Source organism: Nocardioides sp. CCNWLW216 (assembly GCF_037120545.1).
GTDB lineage: Bacteria > Actinomycetota > Actinomycetes > Propionibacteriales > Nocardioidaceae > Nocardioides > Nocardioides lianchengensis.
Genome location: NZ_JBBBBJ010000003.1, coordinates 323730 through 347411 on the forward strand (window position 1 = coordinate 323730; position 23682 = coordinate 347411).

Here is a 23682-nt window from a genome sequence, read left to right on the forward strand (position 1 = left end):
GGGTCGCTGGACGGGTGGTGACGGACGTGACACTATCCAGCCGGCGCAATCTGGCGCCGTTCTCAGCGGCCACCGCCGCGCTCTCGGGTGAGGACACGATGATGGTCGACGAGATGGTCCTGGCTGCCCAGCAATGGGTGAACGCCACCTACCGTTCAGTGAGCGGATTTGTGCCCTGTCGCGAGGACGGGAAGACGGCGTGGTCCGTCATGTACTCGCTGACCCGTGCCCTCCAGCACGAGCTCGGCATCACGACACTGTCGGACAACTTCGGTCCGACGACGATGTCGCGGATCACCGCCCGCGGGGGGATCCACTCGGGCGAGACCAACACCAACATCGTCAAGATCATCCAATGCGCCTACTGGTGCAAGGGCTACAACGCGGGCGTCATCAACGGCGTCTACAACGACACCATCGCCGCTACCGGACGCATGTCTCTCGACGCCGGGGTGCCGCAGTCGTACGCCGACCCTATGTCGGCCAAGTTCGTCAAGGCGCTGCTGACCATGGACGCGTTCGTCATCGTGGCCGGGGGATCGACGGCAGTGCGCAGCATCCAGCAGTGGATGAACCAGCGCTATATCGGTCGGCGGGACTTCTATTACACGCCCTGTGACGGCAACTTCTCTCGCGACGTGCAGAAGTCCTTCCTCCGAGCGGTGCAGTTCGAGCTGGGGATGACCGACGACCAGGCCACCGGCACCTTCGGTCCCGGAACCCAGTCGGGTCTGCGATCACATCCGGTGAGCACCGCCACCAGCGGGGTCTGGGCGAGCCTGTTCACCGCCGCCATGGTCTTCAACGGGTACGGCTCCTTCTCCTCGACCTTCACCAGCGAGCTCGCCGGTCAACTGCGGACGTTCCAGAGGTTCTCGGAGCTGGACCAGAGCGGCACTGGTGACTTCGCCACCTGGGCTCAGCTGCTCGTCTCCACCGGGGACCCGAACCGTGCCGGTCGTGCCTCCGACACCGCCACGCCCCTCGATGGCGCGAAGGCCCGGGCCATCCACGACGCGGGCTACCGCGTCGTCGGCCGCTATCTCGACAACGCTGCGGTTGCCAACCCGCTCAACAAGAAGATTCAGCCCGGTGAGCTGGCGACGATCTTCGGCGCTGGCCTCCGGGTCTTCCCGATCCAGCAGTACGCCAACAACAGTGTCACCGCCTTCACCTACGCCCGGGGACGCGCGGACGCACTACGCGCCCACGACATCGCCCGAGGACACGGGTTCCCGCGCGGCACCGTGATCTACTTCGCGGTCGACTACGACGCGACGCAGCCAGAGATCGACGCCTACGTGGTCCCCTACTTCCGGGGCGTCGCCACCGGCTTGGCCGAGCAGGGCAAGCACTATCTGCACGGGGTCTACGGTTCCCGCAACGTGTGCAGCGAGGTGACACGGACGACGAGCGCCAGGTGGTCCTTCGTGCTCGGCATGTCGACGGGCTACTCCGGCAATCTGGGGTTCACCCTGCCGGCGAACTGGTCCTTCAACCAGATTCAGACCGTGACCGTCGGCAGCGGATCGGGCTCGGTCTCAATCGACAAGAACGTGCAGAAGACCGGGGCGGACCCGGGCGTGGGATCGGTCGGCGGCTCGGTCGGTGACGTTCGCAGCTACGTCGAGCACGTTGAGGCGGTTCAAGCACTCGCCCAAGCCTGGAACCCGTCCGTCGCCAGCCGGTTGACGATGGAGTACCTGCGCCACCCCAACTACACGGGCTACACCTGGGTCAGTCTCTTCGGCCACGTCGACGAGGAGTTCATCGACCACGTCGAGAGCACCGGCCTCCAGCGGGTGAAGTCCTACACCGACCCCTTCTACGGGATCGAGATCGACACAGCCCACTTCGCCGCCTCGTGCAACGCCCTCTACCTCCAGGGAGCGCCCGACCGCGGCGCCGTCAATAAGGGCGACATCGGAGGGTGGGGTGGCGACCTGTGCACCTTCTACGGCGAGTGGCGCCGCGACTCCGACTCCTATGCCTCCGGCTACGTCTACTCGACGCAGCGGTTGGCCAAGCTCGACGTGGCCAGCACGTTCAAGCTCAACGACCTCGTCGAGGACGCCGACGCGTTCGTCGTGGGTCGCAAGCTGCGGGCCGGGAGCGGAAGCTTCGCGAGCCTCGTGCGCCAGCACCTCCTCAACGGGGGTTACCAGCGGCGCATGAGCGACTTCTGGTCACAGCGCTTCGGCACCCGAACCGGCGCCTACGACACCGCCATGGCGTTGCTCACGACCAACGACACGCCTGTCGCCGTCCCGCGCGAAGCGCTCATCCAGCAGACCGACCCGGGCGCCGCTCCACCTGTCCTGTTGCCGGATGGAGTGCTGGAGGACTTCGCGGACGGATTCGCCTCCGTCCTGGAGGACATCGTCAACCTGGAGGCACGTCGATGACCGAGCACGTCCCGACCACCGGATCTTGGTCGATGGCACGACGCGGCTTGTTGATCGCCTCGTCGGCCTCCCTCGCAGCGCTGACCGCGGCCGGACGAGCGTCTGCATCCGCCGCGAGCCCAGCTGGGACGACGGGGACTTGGACCGGTCCGGTTTCGGCCAACGGATGGCCGGTGCTCATGGAGGCTCCGCTCACCCGGGTTGAGGGCAGCGACCTGCGCCTCGCCGTGGCGGCCGGCCCGGTCAGCGCCGTGCTGGTGCACTGTTTGCGCCGCTACGTCTACGAGATCGACGACCAATTGCGTCCGGAGGACGTCGTGGGCTGGATTCCCCGCGGCTCGGTGGGCGCCGACTTCGAGAGCAACCACTTCTCCGGCACCGCACTGGCCATCCGCCCCCGGGCATACCCGATCGGCGCTCCCGACGGGCTGGCCACGAGAGACGCGACCGTCGTTCGCGACATTCTGGCGGAGTGCGAGGGCGTCGTCGGGTGGGGCGCCGACGCGGTTCCGGAGAAGCAGTCCCACTTTCAGATCGTGGTCGAGCCGGGCGATCGCGCACTCAGCGACGTCGCGGCCAAGCTGGCCGGTTGGTCGACTCGTCCCGACCGGGGCCCGGGGACGAGCGTGGATCCATTCAGCGCGCGGCGGCGCCGCGTGGCCATCGACGTTAAGCGGGCCCAGGGCGTGCTTGACCGCTAGGCGCGGCGCGCTCCGCGTCGCGTTCACCCACTCCATCTCGGGAGATCTCGTGTTGCGAAGAATCCTGTTCCTCGCCGTGCTGATCGGCTCCACCCTCGTCGCCATTCCCTCGGCCCCGGCCGCCGCCACCTACGGCTGCCCGGGTAATCGAGACAGCTGGCGTGAGTACCGCGACAGTGCTGGAGTCGTCGCTGCCGCCCTGCAGACCTACAAGACGGCCGACGGTGTCTGCGTCAGCTTGGTGGCGAAGAACAAGTACGCCGGTCGGTCGAAGTTCATGAGCCTGAAGCTGTGCAACACGGCCCGTCAGCAGTGCACGGCCGTGGACGAGGGGATGTTCAAGGAGTACGCCGGGCCGATCTACTACTCCGCCCGTTGCGTCTACGCCTTGTCGCGGATGAACGACGGCCAGGGCGGCGTGATCATCGACGGTCACTGGAACTCTGCCGGCGCCTGCAACTGACGCCGAAGTCCCCTCAGGACACGACGACGCGGTCGAACGCCGTCGCGGTGTAGCGGACCCGCACGTCGACCTGCTCGCCGACCTCGGGCACCCGGGGCCCGTGGGGCAGGAACAGCATCGAGGCCTGCATATGGGGCGGCTCGGCGAAGAGCCGCTGCTTGCCGTCGATCGAGAACGGCGAGCGCACGAAGCCGACCGCGTCCAGGCCGCCGCGGGCCAGGGTGGCGGCGCGGGCCTTGATGCTCTGGTCGCCGGTCGGCGCCTCGAGCCCGATGCCGTGGGCCGTGCCGCCGCTGACGATCAGCAGGTGGCCGGACTTGGGCGCGGTGCGGCCGCGGTAGCCGAACGCGTCGCCGCGCTCGACCTCGTGCACGTCGAGCACGGTCGCGGTCACGCGCAGCGCGGCGCGGTCGCCGAGCCACAGACCGGTGCCGATCCGCGGGCGGATGTCGTAGTCGGCGTACGACGCCCGCAGCTGGGCGAGCTCGGCGTCGGTGAGGTGGCTGACCCAGATCGTCCGGGTCGGCAGCTCGGCGGCGACGACGTCGTTCATCAGCCGGCCGACCTCGGAGAGGTGGGAGCCCTGGGCCAGCGGCAGGTGCAGGGCGATGCCCTCGACCCGGGCGCCGGGGTGCTGGTCGTGCAGCACCCGGGAGGCGGCCCAGAGGTCGCGGGCCGAGAGGCCGTGGCGCAGCATGCTGGTCGTCCGCTCGAGGACGAATCGCGCGTCGGGCTGGCGGGCCAGCAGGTCGGACACGTCGGAGACCCGGCCGAGGGTGTGCACGATCCGGCCGGCCAGGGCCGGGTCGGTCTCGAGGGCCGCGCCGAACGGCCGCCAGGGTGTGAGCACGAGGAGGTCGCCGTCGAAGCGGCTGCTGACGTGGGGCAGCTCGTCGTACGTGCCGACGGCGATGGTGTCGACCCCGAGCCAGGCGGCCTTGCGAGCCAGCCGGCCGAGCGTGAAGCCGTAGCCGTTGCCCTTCACGACCGGGGTCAGGCCGGGGTTGGACTCGGCGACCGCACGCAGGTGGGCACGCCAGCGGTCGCCGTCGACGGTCAGGGTGAGGGACATGCTCAGCGCCGCTTCATGTAGAGGTCGAAGGCCTGGTAGAGGACCCGGTTGAGGGGCAGGTCCCACTCGCCGGCGTACTCGACGGCCTCGCCACCGGTGCCGACCTTGAACTGGATCAGGCCGACGTGGGAGTCCTCGGCGTCGAGGGTGTCGGTGATGCCGCGCAGGTCGTAGACCTCGGCGCCGGCGGCGATCGCGTCCTGCAGCATCGCCCACTGCACGGCGTTGGAGCCGCGGACCTCGCGCTTCTCGGTCGAGGAGGCGCCGTAGGAGTACCAGGCGTGCGTGCCCACGCGGACGGCGATGGTCGCGGCCACCAGGTCGCCCTGGTGGTGGGCGAACCAGAGCCGGATCCGGTCGGGGTCCTCGGCGCTGAGCGCGTCGACCATGGTGCGGAAGTACGACAGCGGACGCGGGGTGAAGTGGTCGCGCCGGGCGGTGTGGACGTAGAGCTCGTGGAAGGCCTCGAGGTCGGTGCCGACCGTGACCGTCACGCCCTCCTTGGCCGCCTTCTTGATGTTGCGGCGCCAGAGCTGGTTCATGCCCTTGAGGACGTCGTCCTCGGAGCGCGGCTTGCCGTCGGCGTCGACGAGCGGGACCTGGAAGACGTACTGCGGCTGCCCGGCGGCGAAGCCGCCGTCGGTGACCTGGGGGCGCCAGCCCAGCTCGTGGAGCTGGGTGACGACCCGGGCGCCGGTGGCGTCGCGCTCGGTGGGCGGCAGGTCGCCGAGGCGTCGTACGCCGGCGTCGGCGATGCCCTCCTTCACCTGGGCGGCGGTCCAGCGGCGGGTGACGACCGGGGGGCCCATCCGGACGCCGAACGCCCCCTGCTTCCTCAGGTGGGCGGCCAGCGGGGTGAGCCAGGCGGCGAGCTGCTCGGTGTCCCAGTCGATGACCGGACCCTCGGGCAGGTAGGCGAGATAGCGCTTGACCTTCGGCAGCTGGCGGTAGAGCACGAGCGCGACGCCGGCGAGGCGGTCGCCGTCGTACCAGCCGAGCGACTCGCGCCGCCACTCCGCCTTGACCTGTCCCCAGGCGGGCGTCTGGAGGAAGGAGGCGGACGAGCGGGTGCGCAGGAACGCCAGGTGTTCCGCGGGGCTGATCGTGCGCACGTCCATGGGGCCCGAGGCTAGACGAGCCTGCCGACTGGTCTGAACCCCGTGGCGGGCGGAGGTGGTCTGCACCACCATGGAGGCGGACGTATCAGGACCCGGACCCCCTGCTCCTCGGGGGCGTGATGGTGACGGAGGCGAGGATGGCGGCGAGACGACCGGCCGCGCGGGTCGTGACCGGGGCGAGCGCCCCGCCCGACGGGCTGTGGGCCGACGCGAGCCGGGCGTTCGTGCGCTGGCTCGACGGCGACCCGGCCGGTCTCGACGAGCTGGTTGCCGTCATGACCCCGGTGCTGTGGCACGTGGTGCGCGCCTACCGGCTGCCGCAGGAGGCGGCCGAGGACGTCGTGCAGTCCACGTGGCTCGCGCTGGTGCGCCGTCGTACGGCGATCGCGGACCCGGCCGCCGTGGGCGGCTGGCTGACCACGACCGCGCGGCGCGAGTCCTGGCGGGTGGCGAAGGCCGGCCAGCACGTCGCGCCGGCGGCCGACGAGGAGCTGGCCGCCCGGCTGCCCGCCGAGTCCTCCGCCGAGACCTCCGCGGTCGAGGCCGACTCGCGGCACCGGATCTGGTCCGCGGTCGACGCGCTGCCCGAGCGCTGCCAGCGGCTGCTGCGCGTGGTCGCCTTCGAGCGGCGACCCGACTACCAGTCGCTGGCGAGCGACCTCGACATGCCCATCGGCAGCATCGGGCCCACCCGCGGCCGCTGCCTGGCCAAGCTGCGGGTCGCCCTGGTGCAGGCGGGAGAGATCTGATGAACCACCCCACGAAGTTCTCGTCCTCCCCCGCTGCGCTCCTCCGTCCGACAACCTCGAGGGGACCCCGATGAGCGAGATGAGCCGCGAGGACCTGCTGGACGTCGTACGACGGGTACACGAGGAGCGTGACCCCGTCCCGGACGACCTGGTCACCCGCATGCAGGCCGCCGCCGCGTTCGCCGCGAGCGACCTGGACGCGGAGCTGCTGGGCCTGATGGAGCTGGTCGACCGCTCTGACGAGCTGGTCGGCGCGCGCGGCACCGCGACGTACACGCTGCGGTTCGTGCACGGTGAGACCGACCTGCTGGTGCGCGTCGCCGTCGAGGACGGCGCGTCCCGCATCGACGGCTGGGTGGTGCCGCCGGAGGCGATGACCGTGCGGGCCGGCACCTTCGTCGCCAGCGTCACCGACACCGGCCGCTTCGAGCTCACCGGCCTGCCTCTCGGGTTGCACCGGCTCAGCCTCGAGCCGCACGACATCACCCGCCCGGCCTTCTCCACCCCCACCTTCGAGATCTGAGGAAGCATGGCCCTGCCCGACGACGAGAAGCGCCCGGCGCCTCGCAAGCCGCTCGACCGCGACCCCAACCCGCCCCGCCCCGGGGTGATCGCCGGCGTCGAGGGCCGGGTCCTCGACCCCGCCACCGCCCTCACCGTGCGCGGCGTGCGCCCGCGCCCCACGGTGTACGTCGGCCCGCGGCTGCTGATCTCGAAGTCGGTCGACGTCGACGGTGCCCTGGCGGTGCTGCGCGCCGTGGCGAAGCCGCTCGGCTGGGACGTCGTCGCCGAGCGCGAGGACCCGCGCACGGTGAACCTGCGCTTCGGCGTCCGGCCGGTCCGGCTGGTGGTCGCGTCCGACCGCGCCACGATCGCGCCCGACGGGTGGACGCTGCTGCAGCAGACCCGGGCTCAGTTCGGCGTCGAGTCGGTCCGGGGGGTGGGGCTGGAGCACGTGGTGTTCTCGGGCTCCCTCGAGGCCAATCCGTACCACTCGGGCAACCCGTACCACTCCGGGAACCCCTACCACTCGGGGAACCCCTACCACTCGGGCAACCCGGCGGCCGACGCGTCGTCACCGGTCGCGTCGTACGGCGCCGCCGGGTCCGGCGGGCGACAGCCCGTCGCCTACGTCGGTCCGGCCCCCGTGCGCAGCGACGACGGGCCCACCCGCAGGCCCGTCGTGGCGCTGCTCGACACCGGGTGCGGATCGCACCCGTGGCTCGACGACGTGGTGCGCACCGAGGTCACCCTCGACGGCACTCCGATCGGCTACGTGGATCCGGACACCGATCCGGAGACGCACGGCGACCTGGCGGGCCCGCTCGACGGCGTCATCGATCCTCTGTCGGGGCACGGGACCTTCATTGCCGGACTCGTGCACCAGGGGTGCCCGGACGCCGACATCATCGCCTGGCGCGTCGTCCCGTCAGCCGGCCCGATCCTCGAGTCCGACCTGGTCGCCTCGCTCGCCCAGATCGCCGAGCTGGCGCGCCGGCACCGTGAGGGAGGGCCCGGCGGCCAGGCCATCGACGTCCTGAGCCTGTCCATGGGCTACTACCACGAGACGCCCGAGGACGAGCTCTTCGACCCGACGCTGTTCGACATCCTCAGGGACCTCGCTGCGGGCGGCACGGTGGTCGTCTGCTCCGCCGGCAACGACGCCACGAGCCGACCCAGCTTTCCCGCCGCCTTCGCGCCGTGGGCCGACGGGGCCGGGCCGTACGGGGCGTCCCGCGAGGTCGCGCCGATCGTCTCGGTCGGCGCCCTCAACCCGAACCTGGCCTCCGACGCGCTGTTCACCAACGCCGGCCCGTGGGTTCGTGCCCACGTGCCGGGTGCCGCCCTGGTGAGCACCATGCCGTCCTTCCAGGGCGGCTTGCTGCCGCCGGCGCGGATGTCCGCCTTCGGCCGGGTGCGGGAGGCGATCGATCCGGACGACTTCCGCGGCGGCTTCGCCGTCTGGAGCGGGACCTCGTTCGCGGCGCCCCTGCTGGCCGGCCGGTTGGCCACGCTGATCGCGGCCGAGCTCGGGACGGGCGAGGAGCCCGCCACCGCCGTCAGCCGCGGGTGGGCGGTGGTGGAGAACCTGACGGGAATCAGTCCAGACTGAGCGAGTGCTGTCTGCCGGGGAGCTCCATCAGCGGGGTGTCGTCGCGACGAACGCGGGCCGCTACGCCACGGCGCGGCGACTGCTGCGGCTGGCCCTCACCCGGGTCGGTGACGATCCACGTCTCTCGGCCGAGGTGGAGTCGAGCCTGGCGCACCTGGAGGCGGAGACCGGGGACAGCGAGGCCGCTCTCGAGCGGTGTGGCGCGGTCCTGGACCGGGCGAGCCTGCCGCAGGTGACGCGGGCGTCCGTTCTCAGCCAGCGCGGCATGCTCCTCATGCTGGCCGGTCGGACGCAGGAGGCTCTCGCCGACTTCGACACGGCCGGCGAGCTGCTGGACGACGAGGACGACCTGCTGGGGCGCATCCACCTCAACAGGGGTGGCGTGCACCTGCGCCACGAGGACCTGCCGGCGGCCGAGCGCGACTTCGCTGCGGCCACCCCCCACCTGCTCCGGGCCGGGATGCCGATCGAGGCGGCGATGGCCCGGCACAACCTGGGATACTGCCGCTTCCTGGCCGGTGACCTCGTCACCGCGCTGGGCCTGATGGACGCGGCGGCGCCGGTGCTGGCTCCGCTGAGTCCCGTCAGCGAGGCGGTGGGCCAGCAGGACCGGGCCGAGGCGCTCCTCGCCGCCGGGCTCGTGGGAGAGGGACGTCGGGCGTTGGAGGCGGCGGCGCGGGCGTACGGCTCGCGGCGGCTTCGGCGCCGTCAGGGCGAGGCCGAGCTCTCCCTGGCCCGCGCGTTGGTCGCCGCCGGACCGGACGAGGCGGGCAGGCTGGCCCGGTCCTCGGCACGGCGGTTCCGTGACGCCGGCGCGCCGGCGATGGCCCGCCGCGCGGAGGCGGTCCGGCTGGCGGCCGAGCGACGGTCAGGAAGGACGCGGACCCGCTGGCTGACGGACGCGGACGAGCTCGCCTCGGCACTCGCCGAGGACGGCGCCCGCTGGGACGCCGTCGTCGTCGGTCTCCACGCCGCTGCCGTCGCGGCGGCGAGAGGTGATCTCGTCGAGGCGCGCGAGCGCATCCGCCGCACGCCCCGTCGACGGGAGGCCCCGCTCTCGGTCCGCCTCGTGCACGCGGAGACGGCGGCGACGATCGACGAGGTGGCCGGGCGCAGTGCCCGTGCCCTGGGCCACCTCCGCGCCGGCCTGGCCGATCTGCACGCGTGGCAGAGCTCCTTCGGCTCGCTCGACCTGCAGACCGGGGTGGCCGGGGCGGGGGTCCGGCTGGGGGTGCGCGGGCTGGCGCTGGCCGTGGAGTCGCGGCGGCCCGCCGTACTGCTGGAGTGGTCGGAGCGGGCCCGGATGCTGGCCAGCCGGGTGCAGCCGGTGCGGGCCCCCGAGGATCCCGCCCTGGCCGCCGACCTGGCCGAGCTGCGCGGCGGGCCGTCGGCGGCGCGCGAGGCCGAGCTGCGCCGGCGCGTCCGCGAGCGGGCCTGGCAGCACCGCGGGTCCGGCGAGGTGGCCGACCCGGTCACGCTCGACGCATTGCGCGAGGCCCTCGACGCGGACTCGGCGCTGGTCGCCTACGTCGTCACCGCCGACGCGATCGTGGCGCTGGTCGTCACCTCCGACGCCAGCAGCTGGGTCGACCTCGGCGGTCGCGCCGAGCTCGACGCCCTGCTCGGCGGCCTGCTGCCCGACCTCGACGTCGCGGCGGCCGACCTGCCGGAGCCCGTGGCGGGCGCGGTCCGGGGCGCGCTCGCCGTACGTCTCGACGAGCTCGCTCGTCTCCTCGTGGCCCCGGTCCTCGACGCGGTCGGCGACCGGCGGGTGGTGCTGACGCCGTCGGGCGTGCTGGCCGGGGTGCCGTGGACCCTGCTGCCCGGGTACGTCGGACGGCCGGTCACCGTCGCGCAGTCGGCCACGTCCTGGCTGGCGCGCCGTACGACGCCGCTGCGGACCGCGACCGCCGGCTTCGTCGCCGGCCCGCGGGTGGTGCGCGCCGAGGACGAGGTCAACGCCGCGGCCAAGGAGTGGCGCGACGCCCGGGTGCTGGTCGGCACCGACGCCACGGCCGACGCCGTCTCGGGGCTGGCCGAGCAGGTCGACGTCCTCCACGTGGCCGCTCACGGGCGGCACTCCGCCGAGAACCCGCTCTTCTCCGGCCTGCTGCTCGCCGACGGCTCCTGGTTCGGGTACGACGTCGACCGGCTCCGCTCGGTCCCCGACGTCGTCCTGCTGTCGGCCTGCGAGGTCGGCCGCTCGACCGTGCGCTGGGGCGAGGAGCTGATCGGCATGTCGGCGGCCTGGCTGCACGCCGGCGCCCGCTGCGTGATCGCGTCGGCGGCCGCGGTCAACGACGCCGCGGCGTACGACGTGCTGGTCGCCGTGCACCAGCAGCTCGCGGCCGGCGTGGACCCGGCCACGGCCCTGGCCGCGGCGGTGCCGGCCGTCTCGACCGGCACCGCCCCGGTGCCGCTGGTCTGCTTCGGCTGATCCTGCCCCCACTCCGACGTATCAGCGTGGACGGGCACTGCTCCTCAGCCTCGACAACCCAGGGCGAGGAGGCAGTCATGTCGGTCGGAGTGCAGCAGCGGATCAGCCGTCACGTCCTCGAGGACCCCGCGTCGGGGCAGGTGATCGACGCGGGTGTCGGCAGCTGCGTGCGCGTGAGCTTCCGGCGCCACCTCGGGGACAGCCGGTGGCAGGTCCTGGACCGGCCGGCGCACCTGGTGCCGATCGAGGAGAACGGGCACGACTTCGCGTTCCTCGTCTTCGGCCCGGAGCAGCCCGCGCTGGGGCCGGTCGGCAGCACGTTGCGGCTGGTCCGCCAGCGCAGCGGCCGGCCGGACTCGTCCGAGGTCCGGTGCCTCACCGTCACGGTGTCCTGACACCGGACCGACCCCCCACGGGACGGGTCCTGCGGGTCGGCCGCTCGCGGGGGTGGCCGGCCCGCAGGCGTCGCTCGCCCCGAGGTCAGAGGCGCTCGCGCAGCCAGGCGAAGTCGGCGACGTGTGCGTCGGCCGGTCCGGGAGTCTCGCAGACCACCGGAGCCCCGGCGTCGCGCACCACGGCGGCCAGCAGGTCGGGATCGATCTTGCCCGCGCCGAAGTTGGCGTGCCGGTCGGCGCCCGAGTCGAACTCGTCGCGGCTGTCGTTGCAGTGCACCAGGTCGATCCGGCCGGTGATCCGCCGGACGTCCTCGACCACGGTCTCCAGCGCGTTGCCGCCGGCGTGGGCGTGGCAGGTGTCGAGGCAGAACCCGACGAGGTCGGCCTGCTCGGTGCCGGAGATCGCCGCCCAGACGCCCTCGATGCGATCGAGGTAGCGGGTCATCGCGTGGTCGCCGCCGGCGGTGTTCTCGATCAGCAGCGGCAGCTTGAGGTCGGTCGCCTCGATCGCCTTGCGCCAGTTGTCGAACCCCTTCGCCGGGTCGTCGGCCTTGTTGACGTGACCACCGTGCACGATCAGCCCCTTGGCCCCGATCGACGCCGCGGCGTCGACGTGCTGCTGGAGCAGCTTGCGGCTGGGGATCCGGATCCGGTTGTTGGTCGTCGCCACGTTCACGATGTACGGCGCGTGCACGTAGAGGTCGATGCCCGCCGCCTCGGCGTCCGCCTTCAGGCCTTCGGCGCCCCCGGCGTACGCGAACTCGGGGCCCTGGTAGCCCTGGGGGTCGCCGAGGAAGAACTGCACCAGCGGCGCGTTGCGCGCCCGGGCCTCGGCGATCGGGTCGGTCTGGTCGACGTGGGCACCGATGGCGAGCTGGGTCATGGGGCCATCGTAGGAAGGCCCGCCGACAGCCGGCGCTCAGGCCGCGACGTACCCCGGGATCTCCTCGACCGCGTGCCAGACCGGGATCCCGCGCTCGCGCGCGATGGCGACGTCCTGGTCGGCGCCGGTCGAGGCGCCGGGGAGCCGGAGGACGCCGTCGCAGTGCTGGAGGAGGCGGTGGGCGGTCGGGTACATGACCTGCTCGGCCAGCGGATCGGCCAGCCCGTCGGCCCCGGCGCTGCTCAGCACGGGGAGGGCGACCCACTCGCCGATCATCGGCACGTGGCCGGCGCGGAAGACCGGCCAGGCCGCGGACTCGAGGGCGCGGAGGTTGGCGGCGAGGAGGGCGGGGTCGTCGCCGGTGCCGGAGCGGTAGGGGCCGGCGATCAGGATCATCAGAGGCTTCGTCATGCCGCCGACACTAACGTGCAGAAACGTGCAGACTCAAGCAATTTCGTGCAGACCGTCTAGAGTGGTCCCGTGCTCGCCGCTCAGCGCAAGGACCGGATCCTCGACCTCCTCCGTTCCGACGGTCGCGTCGTCGCCAAGGAGCTGGCCGCGACCTGGGACCTCTCCGAGGACACGGTCCGCCGCGACCTGCGCGAGCTGGCCGCCGACGGGCTGCTGCACCGTGTGCACGGCGGAGCCCTCCCGGCCTCGCCGGCCGTCGCCGACTTCACCGCCCGCACCGCGATCGCCACCGACGCGAAGTCCGAGGTGGCGCGGCTGGCGGCGTCCCTCGTGCGCCCGGGCCAGACGGTCGCCATCGACGGCGGTACGACGGCGCGCGAGCTGGCCCGCCGGCTCCCGCCCGACCTCCGGGCCACGGTCGTCACGCACAGCCCGACGGTCGCCGTGGAGCTGGCGACCCACCCGACGGTCGAGGTGATCATCGTGGGCGGGCGGCTGTTCAAGCACTCGGTGGTGGCCGCGGGCGCCGCCGCCCACGAGGCGATCGGCCGGGTGTCCGTCGACGCCTTCTTCCTGGGTGTCACCGGCATCCACCCGACGGCCGGGCTGACCACCGGGGACGCCGACGAGGCCGCCGTCAAGCGGGCGTGGGTCGGCCGGGCAGCGGAGACCTACGTGCTCGGCAGCGGAGAGAAGATCGGCGCCGCGTCCCCCTTCGAGGTGGTCCCGCTCGCCGACGTGACCGCGGTGCTCACCGACGCCGCCGCCCCGGAGCGCGGGGTGGCCGAGCTCCGGGCCGCCGGCGTGGACGTACGGCGCTCCTGATCCGGTTGCACGTGAAACACGCTCAGCGCAGCCACGCCCGTCGTACGACGGGGTCGGGGCCCAGCCGGTCGCGGACCGCAGGCCAGGCCGGACCCCGGCGGACCGGCAGCGACCGGAGCCGGTCGAGCGCGTCCGACGCGCTGGGACGCAACCGGGCCTCGGGCCGGGCGAGGGAGTCGAGCAGGGTCGCGACCGGGGCGGGTCCGGCCAGCAGCCGGCGGCCGGTGATCCCGAGCGCGTAGAGGTCCTGCGCCGGCTCCGGTGGCGCGCCCGACTCCTGGTCCGGAGCCAGGTAGCCGGCCGTGCCCACCGGACCCGCGCCGGTGAAGACCACCCGGTCGTCGCGGCCGGTCGCGACCCCGAAGTCGGCCAGCCGGAGGTGCGGGCGGCCCGACCCGGTGGGCTCGAGCAGCAGGTTGGCCGGCTTGACGTCGCCGTGCACGACGTCGCCGGCGTGCACGGCGACCAGGGCCTGCAGCGCCTGGTCGAGCAGGGCGACCACGAACCCCTTCGGCAGAGGCCCGGCGGACCTCCGGAGGTCGCTCACCGAGCCGCCGCGCACCAGGTCGCTGACGATCACGGCGACGCCGTCCTCGGCCGCCCAGCCGCGAGGAGCGAGCACGTGGGGGTGACGGATCCGGACGGCCTGCTCGCGCACGAACCGCAGCAGCAGCTCCTCGTCGTACCGCCGCAGGAGCTTGGCCGCGACCCACCGCTCGGACCGCAGGTCCCAGGCCCGCCAGACCGTGCCCGAACCACCCACGCCGACGGGGTCGGCGAGGCGGTAGCGACCGACCAGGGCCGGGCTGCGGGTGCGGGTCACGACCTCGACGCTAGGCGCGGCCGCCGACGGGTGCGGACCTCTCTCCACAGGATTGGGAGGGGGTACGACGCCGCTGCTAGCCTGTGCTGTCCGCTGCGCCCTGCCCACCGACGGGACCAGGTCGCCGCGCGACTCCCGTCACGACCTCGGTCTCGACGGGGAACGAACCCCCTCCTGCCACGGAGAGACCGTGGCCGCTGAGTCCAAAGGAGGACGCGCTTTGCGCGCTTACGAAGTCATGGTCATCCTCGACCCGAGCCTCGAGGAGCGGACCATCGAGCCGTCGCTCGACAAGTACCTCAACGTGATCCGCAAGGACGGCGGCTCGGTCGAGTCCGTCGAGGTGTGGGGTCGCCGCCGGCTGGCCTACGAGGTCAAGAAGAACGCCGAGGGCATCTACGCGATCATCACGCTGAACGCCGAGCCGGCCACGGTCAAGGAGTTCGACCGCCAGCTCACGCTCAACGAGTCGATCCTGCGCACCAAGGTCATCCGCCCCGACGCTCACTGAGCAGTCGGCAGGCAGTCGGCAGGCAGTCAGCAAGCATCGCCTGTGGACGACCCCTTCCGGCTGTCGGCGCCCTGCACCACGATGGGCGCGACGACGACCGGACACGATCAGACAAGAAGCTGAGGAGACCTCATGGCAGGCGAGACCGTCATCACGGTGGTGGGCAACCTCGTCGACGACCCGGAGCTGCGCTTCACCCCCTCGGGTGCGGCAGTGGCGAACTTCCGGATCGCCTCGACGCCGCGCACCTTCGACCGGCAGACCAACGAGTGGAAGGACGGCGACGCGCTGTTCCTCTCCTGCTCGGTCTGGCGGCAGGCGGCGGAGAACGTCGCCGAGTCGCTCCAGCGGGGGATGCGCGTCATCGTCCAGGGCCGGCTGAAGCAGCGGTCCTACGAGACCCGCGAGGGTGAGAAGCGCACCGTCGTGGAGCTCGAGGTCGACGAGGTCGGTCCCGCTCTCGCCTTCGCCACGGCCAAGGTCACCCGGGCCTCGCGCTCGGGCGGCGGCGGTGGCGGCGGGTACGGCGGCGGTGGGGGCGGTCAGTCCCGTCCCCAGCAGTCCGGCGGCAACGACCCCTGGGCCACCCCGGCTCCTCAGGGTGGCGGCTCCGGCGGCGGTGGCGGTGCTCCCGCCAACGACCCGTGGGGCGCCCCCGGCGTCGGCTCGGAGGAGCCGCCGTTCTGACGCCCCGCTGCCGAGCCTGCGAGGCAGCGGAATCAGGCGGGAAGGACGAGTAGCCCCACGACTGAGCGAAGCGAAGTCGTGACGGGCGTATCGAGACCTGAGCCTCAGCTTCAAGATCGAGCATTCAATCCGAACACCCTCAACCATTCCGGCGCGAGCCGGGCTTCTAGAAAGGAAGCACCACAATGGCCAAGGCAGTGATTCGCAAGCCGAAGAAGAAGGTTTGCCAGTTCTGCAAGGAGAAGGCGGGCGGTGTCGACTACAAGGACACCACCCTGCTTCGCAAGTTCATCTCCGACCGCGGCAAGATCCGTGCGCGTCGCGTGACCGGCAACTGCGTCCAGCACCAGCGGGACGTCGCCATCGCGGTCAAGAACGCCCGCGAGGTCGCGCTGCTGCCCTACACCTCCACCGGTCGCTGAGAGGGGACGGAGACATGAAGATCATCCTGACCCAGGAGGTCACCGGTCTCGGTGGCCCCGGCGACGTCGTCGAGGTGAAGGACGGCTACGGCCGCAACTACCTCGTCCCGCGCGGCGTGGCGATCCGGTGGACCCGGGGTGCCGAGAAGACCGTCGAGTCGATCAAGGCCGCCCGGGCGAGCCGCGCGGTGCGCGACCACGACCACGCTGCCGAGATCAAGGCCAAGCTCGAGGCCCAGCCGGTCTCGGTCAAGGTCCGCTCGGGCCAGGGCGGCCGCCTCTTCGGCGCCGTCACGGTCTCCGAGATCGCCGGCGCGCTCACGGACGCCTCCGGCGAGCAGGTCGACAAGCGCACGATCGTCCTCGGCAACCCGATCAAGGCGCTCGGTTCGCACGAGGTCTCGGTCAAGCTGACCGACGAGGTGTCCGCCACGGTGGCCCTCAACGTCATCCCGGCCTGATCCAGGCCGACCCCGCAGCACCCAGCAGGGCCCGTCCCTCCTCGTGGAGGGACGGGCCCTTGCTCGTTCTCAATGCGCCAGGATCCCGTCGAGCTGGACCCGCCCGCGCACGACCCGGATCTCGACCCGGCCCGGGAGCGGAGCGGCGCGGTGGTCGCGCACCCGCACCTGGTCGTGGACGGTCCTGGTCGTGCGGCGCAGGTCGACCCGCTGCCAGCGCCGGCCGAGCCTGACCTCCACGACCCCCGCGCGCGGACCGGTGGTGGCGAGCAGCCGGAGCTCGCGGAACCGGCCGACGCGCAGCACCATGCGGGCGTCCGGACGGCTCGACCGCAGGTAGTCGCCGCCCAGGTAGCCGCGGCGCCGTACCTGCTTCCAGCCGGGGGTGCGACCGCGCGGCGCGAGGTTGGCCGGTACGGCGAACCGCACCGTGGCGGGCGAAGGATCGACGTTGCCGGCCCGGTCGACGGCCGCCACCTGCAGCACCTGGTCGCCTGGTCGGAGGGCCGGCAGCGTCGTCGTACCGCCGGTGCAGGGCACGTCGACGCTGTTGACGGTGCACTGGAAGGTCGCCGCCTCGGTCGCGCTCAGCCGCAGGCGCGGGCGGGCGGTGCCGACCATGGGCAGCTCCGGGCGGAACGGGTCCTGGGGCAGTCCGGCGACCCGGGTGTCCGGCGCGACGTTGTCGATCCGGAAGGTCAGCCGGACCGGCGTGGGGTCGACGTCGTCGACCGGCTCGTCGTTCGACGAGAGCAGGTTCCCGTCGGACCAGCGGACCGAGAGGTCGGCGCTGTCGACGGCCCGGATCCACAGGACGTACGGCGTCGTGCTCGGCGTGATCCGGCGGAAGACCCGGTCCTCCGGGCAGTCGTACCACTCCTGGTCGGTGGGCACCGCGGGGTCGGTGCCCAGGGAGCACTGGAACGCGATCGGGTCGGGGTCGGCGTCGGTGTGCCGACCCGTGTAGCCGACGCGCAGGGTCCGCTTGTTGATCCACCCACTCGCCGTGATCCGCGGCGCGGTCGTGCCCACCTCGGTCACCGGCGGGGTGGTGTCGTCGCACCCACCGGGCGTCAGGATCGGGACGACCGGGACGTCCTGCAGGCATCCCGGGGCGGCCTGCGCGGGCGTGGCCGTGGCCAGCGGCAGCACGGAGCCGCCCAGCAGCAGTGCGAGGACGATGGTGCGGCGTCGCCGATGGCTCACGTGGTTCCTCCTCGGATGTGACCCCGGTCTCACTTCCCGTCCCAACGGGTTCCGAACCCGATCGGCTACGGCGGAGTGCTCAGAGCCTCGACCGGTCTGGACCGGTGACCAGCCAGGCGTCACCGCGGGCGCGGTGCAGCAGGACCACCAGGCGCGCGCCCATGAAGAGGAAGGCGAAGCACAGCCAGACGGCGACCAGCCCGCCACCGGCGAGGCCCGCGACCAGGAGCACGACCGGCGCGTAGACGACCAGCGTGACCACCCCGCCCCGAGCCAGGTAGCGCCCGTCGCCGGCACCGATGAGCACGCCGTCGAGGACGAAGACCACGCCGGCGATCGGCTGGGCGAGCGCGGCGACCACCAGCACGGGCACCAGCGCGTCGCGCACCGCCGGGTCGCCGGTGAAGAGATGGCCGAGCAGCGGGCTGCCCGCGGCGAGCAGCACCCCGGTCACCACCCCGCTGCCGACGCCCCACTGCACCATCCGCCGGGTGACCTCCCGGGTCCCGGTCGCGTCGCCGGCGCCGAGCAGCCGGCCGGTGATCGCCTGGGCGGCGATGGCGATCGCGTCGAGCACGAAGGCCAGGAAGGTCCACAGGGTGAGCGCCAGCTGGTGGGTGGCGAGGTCGACCGACGAGTCGGTGGCGTCGACCGCCCCGAGGGTGACGGCGTACGTCGTGACCAGCAGCGCGGCCCGCAAGGTGAGGGTGCGGACGACGAGCGGCACCCCGGCCCGCCCGGCGGCCCGGATGCCCGCGACGTGCGGCCGCAGCGACGCCCCTTCGCGTCGGGCGCCACGGACCACCACGGTCAGCAGCGCGGCCGCGCTCGCGACCTGGGCGAGCACCGAGCCGATGGCCGACCCGGGCAGGCCCAGGCCGGCCACCGGGCCGGCGCCGTACACGAGCAGCAGGTTGAGCACGATGTTGAGCGCGTTGCCACCGACGGCGACGACCAGCGGGGTGCGGGTGTCCTGGAGGCCCCGGAGCACCCCGGTCGCGGCGAGCATGATCAGCAGCGGGACGGTCCCGAGGAAGGCGATGCGCAGATACGTCGTCGCATGGTCCGCGACCACCGGCGACGGGTCGAAGACCGCGACGACCGGTCCGCTGGCGGCGATGCCGACGACGGTCGCGACGGCGCCGATGACCACGGCGAGCCAGAGGCCGTCGACCCCCTGGGCGAGCGCCCCGCGCCGGTCGCCGGCCCCGAGCCGGCGGGCGACACCGGCCGTGGTGCCGTAGGCCAGGAAGACGCACAGCCCGACCACGGTCTGCAGGACCACGGCGGCGACGCCGAGTCCGGCGAGCTCGGGGGTGCCGAGGTGGCCGACGATCGCCGCGTCGGAGAGCAGGAACAGCGGCTCGGCGACCAGCGCCAGGAACGCGGGTACGGCGAGCCGCAGGATCTCCCGGTCGTGAGCGCGCCGCACCCGGGAGAGCCTAGTCATGTAAGGACCACGCGCCGCTTCTGACCCCGACGTGACTAGTCACCGGAGGCGGTGGATAACCCACATCACCCTGTGGACGGAGTGTCGGACCGGGCGCTTTGTCGACATGGCGACGGGCTACGTCCAGATGTCGGTCAGGTGAACGAGGCTGCGAGAAGAATTTCTTCATCCACACGTGGAGAAGCGTGTTTACGCAGGTCAGAGCGGTGATGGCGGCCTCGCGCGGCGTGTCGTCCACAGCGTCCTCCCCATCCTGTGCACATCTCCGTGCGTGTCGTCCACGCCCCCGACCGAGTTATCCCCAGGTCCTGTGGACAAGGTGGTGTCGCCGGGCCAGGCGAACGTCGTACGGTCCCCCGGTCGTCGTCGCCCGCGGCGGCCGCTGTCGGTGGTCGTCCCTACCCTCGGCACCATCATCCGAGGTCGATCCGGGCACGATCGTGGGAGGGCACGTTGAGCGTCACCGAGCAGTCCGGCCGAGAGTTCCCGGAGCCGTCGTTCGAGGACTGGGGCGACGGCCCCGTCTCGTACGCCCCGGGCGAGCGACCGACCTCGCCGGGCGACCGCACCCCGCCCCAGGACATGGCCGCCGAGCAGTCGGTGCTCGGCGCGATGCTCATCTCCAAGGACGCCATCGCCGACGTCACCGAGAACATCCGCGGGACCGACTTCTACCGCCCCTCCCACGAGACCATCTACGACGGCATCATCGATCTCTACGGGCGAGGCGAGCCGGTCGACATGGTCACCGTCGCCGCCGAGCTCCAGCGTCGCGGCGAGCTCCAGCGCATCGGCGGCGCGTCGTACCTCCACACGCTCTCGGCCAACGTCCCGATCGCGGCCAACGCCGGCTACTACGCCGAGATCGTGCGCGAGAAGGCGATCCTGCGCCGGCTGGTCGACGCCGGCACCAAGATCGTCCAGATCGGCTACGCCGGCGAGGGTCAGGTCGACGATGTCGTCGACCAGGCCCAGGCCGAGGTCTACAAGGTCGCCGACAAGCGCACCGGCGAGGACTACGCGCCGCTGAGCGAGATCATGACCGGCGTCCTCGACGAGATCGAGGCGATCAGCAACCGTGAGTCCGGCATCTACGGCGTCCCGACCGGCTTCGCCGACTTCGACGAGCTCACCAACGGTCTCCACTCCGGTCAGATGATCATCGTCGCGGCACGTCCCGCCATGGGCAAGTCGACCCTGGCCCTCGACTTCTGCCGTGCCGCGTCGATCCACAACAACCTGGCCAGCTGCTTCTTCAGCCTCGAGATGACGCGCGCCGAGATCACCATGCGACTCCTCTCGGCCGAGGCCAAGGTGCCGCTCAACCACATCCGCAACGGCAACATGACCGACGACGACTGGGTGAAGCTGGCCCGCAAGATGGGCGAGGTCTCGTCGGCCCCGATGTTCATCGACGACTCACCCAACATGACGATGATGGAGATCCGGGCCAAGGCGCGGCGCCTCAAGCAGCGCCACGACCTCCGGCTGATCGTGATCGACTACCTCCAGCTCATGTCGTCGGGCAAGAAGGTCGAGTCCCGCCAGCTCGAGGTCTCGGAGTTCTCCCGCCAGATCAAGCTCCTGGCCAAGGAGCTCGAGGTCCCGGTCATCGCGCTCTCCCAGCTCAACCGTGGTCCCGAGCAGCGTGCCGACAAGCGGCCGATGGTCAGCGACCTGCGTGAGTCCGGCTCCATCGAGCAGGACGCCGACATGGTCATCCTGCTCCACCGCGACGACGTCTACGAGAAGGAGTCGACCCGCCCCGGCGAGGCCGACCTGATCGTCGCCAAGCACCGCAACGGCCCCACCCGCGACATCACCGTCGCCTTCCAGGGCCACTACTCGCGGTTCGTCGACATGGCCCACTGAGCGTCAACGACGGCTCGTCTGTCAGGCCGCCCACTGCGCGGACGCGAGGACTGAGTCGATCAGCTCCCGCTTCTCCCGGGCCGACAGCATCGGCGCGAGGGTGAAGCCGAGGTAGACGCGAGCTCCGTTGTGGATGGTGCCGAACTCCCAGAAGTCGGCCATCCCCCGCTTGCCGCGGATCTGGTAGGCCTCGGCGCCGCCGCCCATCGTGACGTTCTCCACGCGCTTCAGGGCCGGGTCGTCGTAGGCCTTCAGGGCGTTCTCGGCGGCCTGGTCGAGCGAGGGGGCGGCGCTGTCGGGGGAGTCGCTGAGCGACACCCGGCTCCCGGTGGTCCCGTCGGTCGCCGAAGAGATGTCGGCCGACACGTTGCTCTCCTCGACCGTCCAGCCCTCCGGGAAGGTGAACGTGACGTCCTCCTCCACCATCAGCCGACTCGGATCCACCGGCGGTGCCGTCGACGGAGGCGGGGTCGGCGAAGTGGACGGGGTCGTACTCGCCGACTCGTCAGGTGAGGTCGTGGGAGGCGCGGCGGCCGACGAGCTGGCGGTCGGGTCGGCCTCGGGGCTGGAGCTGCTGTCGCTGCAGCCAGCCAGCAGCAGCGGTACGACGAGCACCGACCCGGCGGTCGTACGGAGCGCGCGGCGAGGGCGCCCCGCAGGCAGTGGTCCAGGTCGTCGTTTCACGCAGCTCTCGCTCTCCCGAGTGGGTCGTCTCACATCCGATGGAGGAGGCATACCCGCGCAGGTTTGGTCGCACACCGTCCCGGGAATCTCCAGACACGTCAGCCGTGACCCGTCCCGTTCGCCCGCGTTGGACAGCCGAAGGTCACCATCCCGGGGCTCGATGAGGAGGCACCGCCATGCTCGCTGCTGTGGACATCCTGCGCGGAGTCGGCGTCGACGAGGCGCTGCTCGCGAAGATCGAACGGATGCTGGAGGTCGACTCGACCAAGCTCAGTCGCCAGCAGCCCGTGAACGCCTCCGCCGGCAAGTTCGGCGGCTCCGGCGCGGGTGCCAACCTCGACCACCACGCCTCGACCGCCCACCAGCACGTCGTCGAGGCTCTCAACGAGATGGTCGCGGGACTGCAGAACTTCCACCTCGGGGTGCGCGACTTCGGCCGCTTCGTCGTCGACGCCGACGACACCGCACAGGTGGATACCACGCGCATCCAGCAGCGCACGGATGCCGCCCTCGACTGCGCCGGCGGCACCGACTTCCGCAACCAGCAGCCCACGACCTGCGCGGCTCCGTCCCCCGAGGACCTCGCCGGCTCCGACGACGAGGGAGATTCCTGATGGCCGGACCCCAGGAGCTCCGACTCCAGCAGGCGCTCGGTGGTGCGAAGCCCGAGCTCATCGACGCCGATGCCAAGGAGTGGGCGGACTGCGCCGCCCTGCTCAACAACATCGCCGACGACCTGGCCAACGCCCGGATGCCCGTGGAGCCCGGAGAGCTCGGGCACCTGACGGCCGAGGCCATGCACAAGGCCTTCGACGAGAGCGCCGCCGGGATGCGCAAGCGCGCCCAACACCTCACCGACGGGGGCACGGCCCTCGCGAACGCGGCGATGGCGGTCTACGCGGCCGAGGCTGTGCGGAAGGGCGAGTCCGACGCCCCGAAGGCGCCGGTGACCAAGCCGCACCCCGACCCGGGGTCCGAGGAGGCGCTGCGGGCCGAGGCCAAGGACCGCGCCGACCAGAAGGCGTACGAGCGTGCGGTGGCCGACCGCGAAGAGGCCTTCCGCAAGGCCGCGGACCAGCTCGACCTGACCTACGACGCGTCCGCCGAGACGATGAAGAAGATCCACGGCGTCCCCGACACCGAGATCCCGCCGCCTCCGCGAGACGAGAAGCAGCCCGGACCCGGTGGACGGACGCCGGTCGGCGGAGGATCGACTCCTCCTGTCCACGTCGGCGGAGGCGGGGGCGGAGGCGGAGGCGGGAACGGCTCGGGCGGCGGGGACGGATCGACCGAGGTGCCTGTGCCGGAGGAGACCGAACAGCCCAACCCCACGACCCCGACGACTCCCACGACTCCCACGACACCCCTGCCTCCGGGCGGCGGCGGGGGCGGAGGCGCTCTCGGCCCCGGGGACACCCCCGTCACGCCTGGACCGGGCGCGGGCGGTCCGGGTGCGCTCGGCAGCCCGACGCCGGCCGCGTCGGCCGGCGGGCTCGGCGCGGGTGCCGCGGCCGGTGCCGCCGGCATCGGCGCCGGTGCTCTCGCCGCCGGTGGTCTGCGCGGCGGACCGACGGCGGTCCCGACCGGCAGTGCCGGCAGCCCGACCGGCCGGTCGGCCGGTGCCGGGAGTGCCCGGCAGATCGGCGCGGGCGGCCGGGCCGGGACCAGCGGCGCTCTCGGCCGCGGGCCCGTGGCCGGCACCGGGCAGGCGGGCGGCGCGCGCACCGCCGGCGGAGCGGGGAAGGCCGGCGGACGACGGGCCGGAGCCGCCGCGGGTGCGGGCAAGGCCGGTTCACGGGCCGGTGCCGCGTCCGGTGCCGGGGCCGGTGGCCGGTCCGGCAAGGCGAAGGACCGCGAGGCCCAGCGTCAGGGGTCGGAGTTCACCGAGGACTGGGTGGACGAGATCGAGGACGCAGCACCGCAGGTGCTCGAGTAGCAAGCACGGTGCGGGAAGGGGCTTGACCCTGACGCAGCGTCAACCCCGCACGCTGCTC

The 23682-nt window shown here is 72.3% G+C and carries 24 protein-coding genes; 16 read left to right on the plus strand and 8 right to left on the minus strand.

The annotated features are described in order from the left end of the window. The first annotated feature begins 14 nt into the window (after window positions 1-14). From V7S47_RS09210 to V7S47_RS09220, 3 genes are all read left to right on the plus strand, one after another. On the plus strand, window positions 15-2405 hold the full coding sequence (locus V7S47_RS09210; RefSeq protein WP_336561282.1) for a glycoside hydrolase domain-containing protein: 2391 nt from the start codon (window positions 15-17) through the stop codon (window positions 2403-2405). A 179-nt stretch (window positions 2406-2584) separates the two neighbouring features. Then, the gene (locus tag V7S47_RS09215) at window positions 2585-3106 is read left to right on the plus strand and encodes a hypothetical protein (RefSeq protein WP_336561283.1); all 522 of its coding nucleotides are present in this window, start codon (window positions 2585-2587) and stop codon (window positions 3104-3106) included. Window positions 3107-3155: 49 nt separating this feature from the next. Continuing rightward, the gene (locus V7S47_RS09220) at window positions 3156-3569 is read left to right on the plus strand and encodes a hypothetical protein (RefSeq protein WP_336561284.1); all 414 of its coding nucleotides are present in this window, start codon (window positions 3156-3158) and stop codon (window positions 3567-3569) included. 13 nt (window positions 3570-3582) lie between these two features. Here the strand turns inward: V7S47_RS09220 and V7S47_RS09225 are convergent, their stop codons facing one another. Both V7S47_RS09225 and V7S47_RS09230 read right to left on the minus strand, forming a co-directional pair. Then, complete coding sequence (locus V7S47_RS09225; protein ID WP_336561285.1) at window positions 3583-4641, minus strand: alanine racemase; 1059 nt, start codon at window positions 4639-4641, stop codon at window positions 3583-3585. A 2-nt stretch (window positions 4642-4643) separates the two neighbouring features. Further along, window positions 4644-5759: a lipid II:glycine glycyltransferase FemX gene (locus V7S47_RS09230; RefSeq protein ID WP_139175413.1), complete on the minus strand. Its 1116-nt coding sequence runs from the start codon at window positions 5757-5759 to the stop codon at window positions 4644-4646. 137 nt (window positions 5760-5896) lie between these two features. Here V7S47_RS09230 and V7S47_RS09235 point away from each other — a divergent pair, with 137 nt between their 5' ends. The 5 genes from V7S47_RS09235 to V7S47_RS09255 all read left to right on the plus strand — a co-directional run bounded on the left by V7S47_RS09235 (window position 5897) and on the right by V7S47_RS09255 (window position 11453). Next, complete coding sequence (locus V7S47_RS09235; RefSeq protein ID WP_336561286.1) at window positions 5897-6508, plus strand: RNA polymerase sigma factor; 612 nt, start codon at window positions 5897-5899, stop codon at window positions 6506-6508. Window positions 6509-6578: 70 nt separating this feature from the next. Further along, window positions 6579-7031: a hypothetical protein gene (locus V7S47_RS09240; protein WP_336561287.1), complete on the plus strand. Its 453-nt coding sequence runs from the start codon at window positions 6579-6581 to the stop codon at window positions 7029-7031. 6 nt (window positions 7032-7037) lie between these two features. After that, entirely contained in the window at window positions 7038-8621 is a 1584-nt protein-coding gene (locus tag V7S47_RS09245; protein WP_336561288.1) for a S8 family peptidase, read from the plus strand. A 4-nt stretch (window positions 8622-8625) separates the two neighbouring features. Continuing rightward, window positions 8626-11058: a CHAT domain-containing protein gene (locus V7S47_RS09250; RefSeq protein ID WP_336561289.1), complete on the plus strand. Its 2433-nt coding sequence runs from the start codon at window positions 8626-8628 to the stop codon at window positions 11056-11058. 77 nt (window positions 11059-11135) lie between these two features. Further along, window positions 11136-11453 carry a hypothetical protein gene (locus V7S47_RS09255; protein WP_090851463.1) on the plus strand — a complete coding sequence of 106 codons (318 nt, stop codon included), beginning with the start codon at window positions 11136-11138 and terminating at the stop codon, window positions 11451-11453. Window positions 11454-11538: 85 nt separating this feature from the next. Here the strand turns inward: V7S47_RS09255 and V7S47_RS09260 are convergent, their stop codons facing one another. Continuing rightward, the gene (locus V7S47_RS09260) at window positions 11539-12336 is read right to left on the minus strand and encodes a deoxyribonuclease IV (protein WP_336561290.1); all 798 of its coding nucleotides are present in this window, start codon (window positions 12334-12336) and stop codon (window positions 11539-11541) included. A gap of 36 nt (window positions 12337-12372) precedes the next feature. After that, window positions 12373-12747, minus strand: coding sequence for a DUF4406 domain-containing protein (locus tag V7S47_RS09265; RefSeq protein WP_336561291.1), 375 nt, complete (start codon window positions 12745-12747; stop codon window positions 12373-12375). 69 nt (window positions 12748-12816) lie between these two features. On the opposite strand from V7S47_RS09265, the gene V7S47_RS09270 reads away from it, so the two are divergent. Continuing rightward, window positions 12817-13572: a DeoR/GlpR family DNA-binding transcription regulator gene (locus tag V7S47_RS09270; RefSeq protein WP_336561292.1), complete on the plus strand. Its 756-nt coding sequence runs from the start codon at window positions 12817-12819 to the stop codon at window positions 13570-13572. Between the two features lie 22 nt (window positions 13573-13594). Here V7S47_RS09270 and V7S47_RS09275 read toward each other — a convergent pair whose 3' ends face one another. Next, window positions 13595-14395, minus strand: a complete 801-nt coding sequence (locus V7S47_RS09275) for a serine/threonine-protein kinase (RefSeq protein ID WP_336561293.1) — start codon at window positions 14393-14395, stop codon at window positions 13595-13597. 220 nt (window positions 14396-14615) lie between these two features. On the opposite strand from V7S47_RS09275, the gene rpsF reads away from it, so the two are divergent. From rpsF to rplI, 4 genes are all read left to right on the plus strand, one after another. Next, complete coding sequence (gene rpsF / locus V7S47_RS09280) at window positions 14616-14906, plus strand: 30S ribosomal protein S6 (RefSeq protein WP_336561294.1); 291 nt, start codon at window positions 14616-14618, stop codon at window positions 14904-14906. A 132-nt stretch (window positions 14907-15038) separates the two neighbouring features. Then, entirely contained in the window at window positions 15039-15593 is a 555-nt protein-coding gene (locus tag V7S47_RS09285) for a single-stranded DNA-binding protein (RefSeq protein WP_090851443.1), read from the plus strand. A gap of 185 nt (window positions 15594-15778) precedes the next feature. After that, window positions 15779-16015, plus strand: coding sequence for a 30S ribosomal protein S18 (rpsR, locus tag V7S47_RS09290; protein ID WP_090851440.1), 237 nt, complete (start codon window positions 15779-15781; stop codon window positions 16013-16015). Window positions 16016-16029: 14 nt separating this feature from the next. After that, on the plus strand, window positions 16030-16476 hold the full coding sequence (gene rplI / locus V7S47_RS09295; protein WP_336561295.1) for a 50S ribosomal protein L9: 447 nt from the start codon (window positions 16030-16032) through the stop codon (window positions 16474-16476). Between the two features lie 69 nt (window positions 16477-16545). Here the strand turns inward: rplI and V7S47_RS09300 are convergent, their stop codons facing one another. Continuing rightward, complete coding sequence (locus V7S47_RS09300; RefSeq protein WP_336561296.1) at window positions 16546-17682, minus strand: hypothetical protein; 1137 nt, start codon at window positions 17680-17682, stop codon at window positions 16546-16548. A 79-nt stretch (window positions 17683-17761) separates the two neighbouring features. After that, a complete protein-coding gene (locus tag V7S47_RS09305) occupies window positions 17762-19132 on the minus strand; it encodes an MATE family efflux transporter (RefSeq protein WP_336561297.1) in 1371 nt (456 codons plus the stop codon). Window positions 19133-19714: 582 nt separating this feature from the next. Between V7S47_RS09305 and dnaB the strand changes: the two genes are divergently transcribed. After that, window positions 19715-21004 (plus strand): replicative DNA helicase, encoded by a 1290-nt coding sequence (dnaB, locus tag V7S47_RS09310; RefSeq protein ID WP_244509276.1) that lies wholly within the window; start codon window positions 19715-19717, stop codon window positions 21002-21004. A 21-nt stretch (window positions 21005-21025) separates the two neighbouring features. Here dnaB and V7S47_RS09315 read toward each other — a convergent pair whose 3' ends face one another. After that, window positions 21026-21430: a hypothetical protein gene (locus V7S47_RS09315; RefSeq protein WP_336561298.1), complete on the minus strand. Its 405-nt coding sequence runs from the start codon at window positions 21428-21430 to the stop codon at window positions 21026-21028. Between the two features lie 434 nt (window positions 21431-21864). Between V7S47_RS09315 and V7S47_RS09320 the strand changes: the two genes are divergently transcribed. Further along, window positions 21865-22302: a hypothetical protein gene (locus tag V7S47_RS09320; RefSeq protein ID WP_139175412.1), complete on the plus strand. Its 438-nt coding sequence runs from the start codon at window positions 21865-21867 to the stop codon at window positions 22300-22302. Further along, a complete protein-coding gene (locus tag V7S47_RS09325; protein ID WP_336561299.1) occupies window positions 22302-23624 on the plus strand; it encodes a hypothetical protein in 1323 nt (440 codons plus the stop codon). The genes V7S47_RS09320 and V7S47_RS09325 overlap by 1 nt, the downstream gene beginning before the upstream one ends. The last annotated feature ends 58 nt before the right edge of the window (window positions 23625-23682 follow it).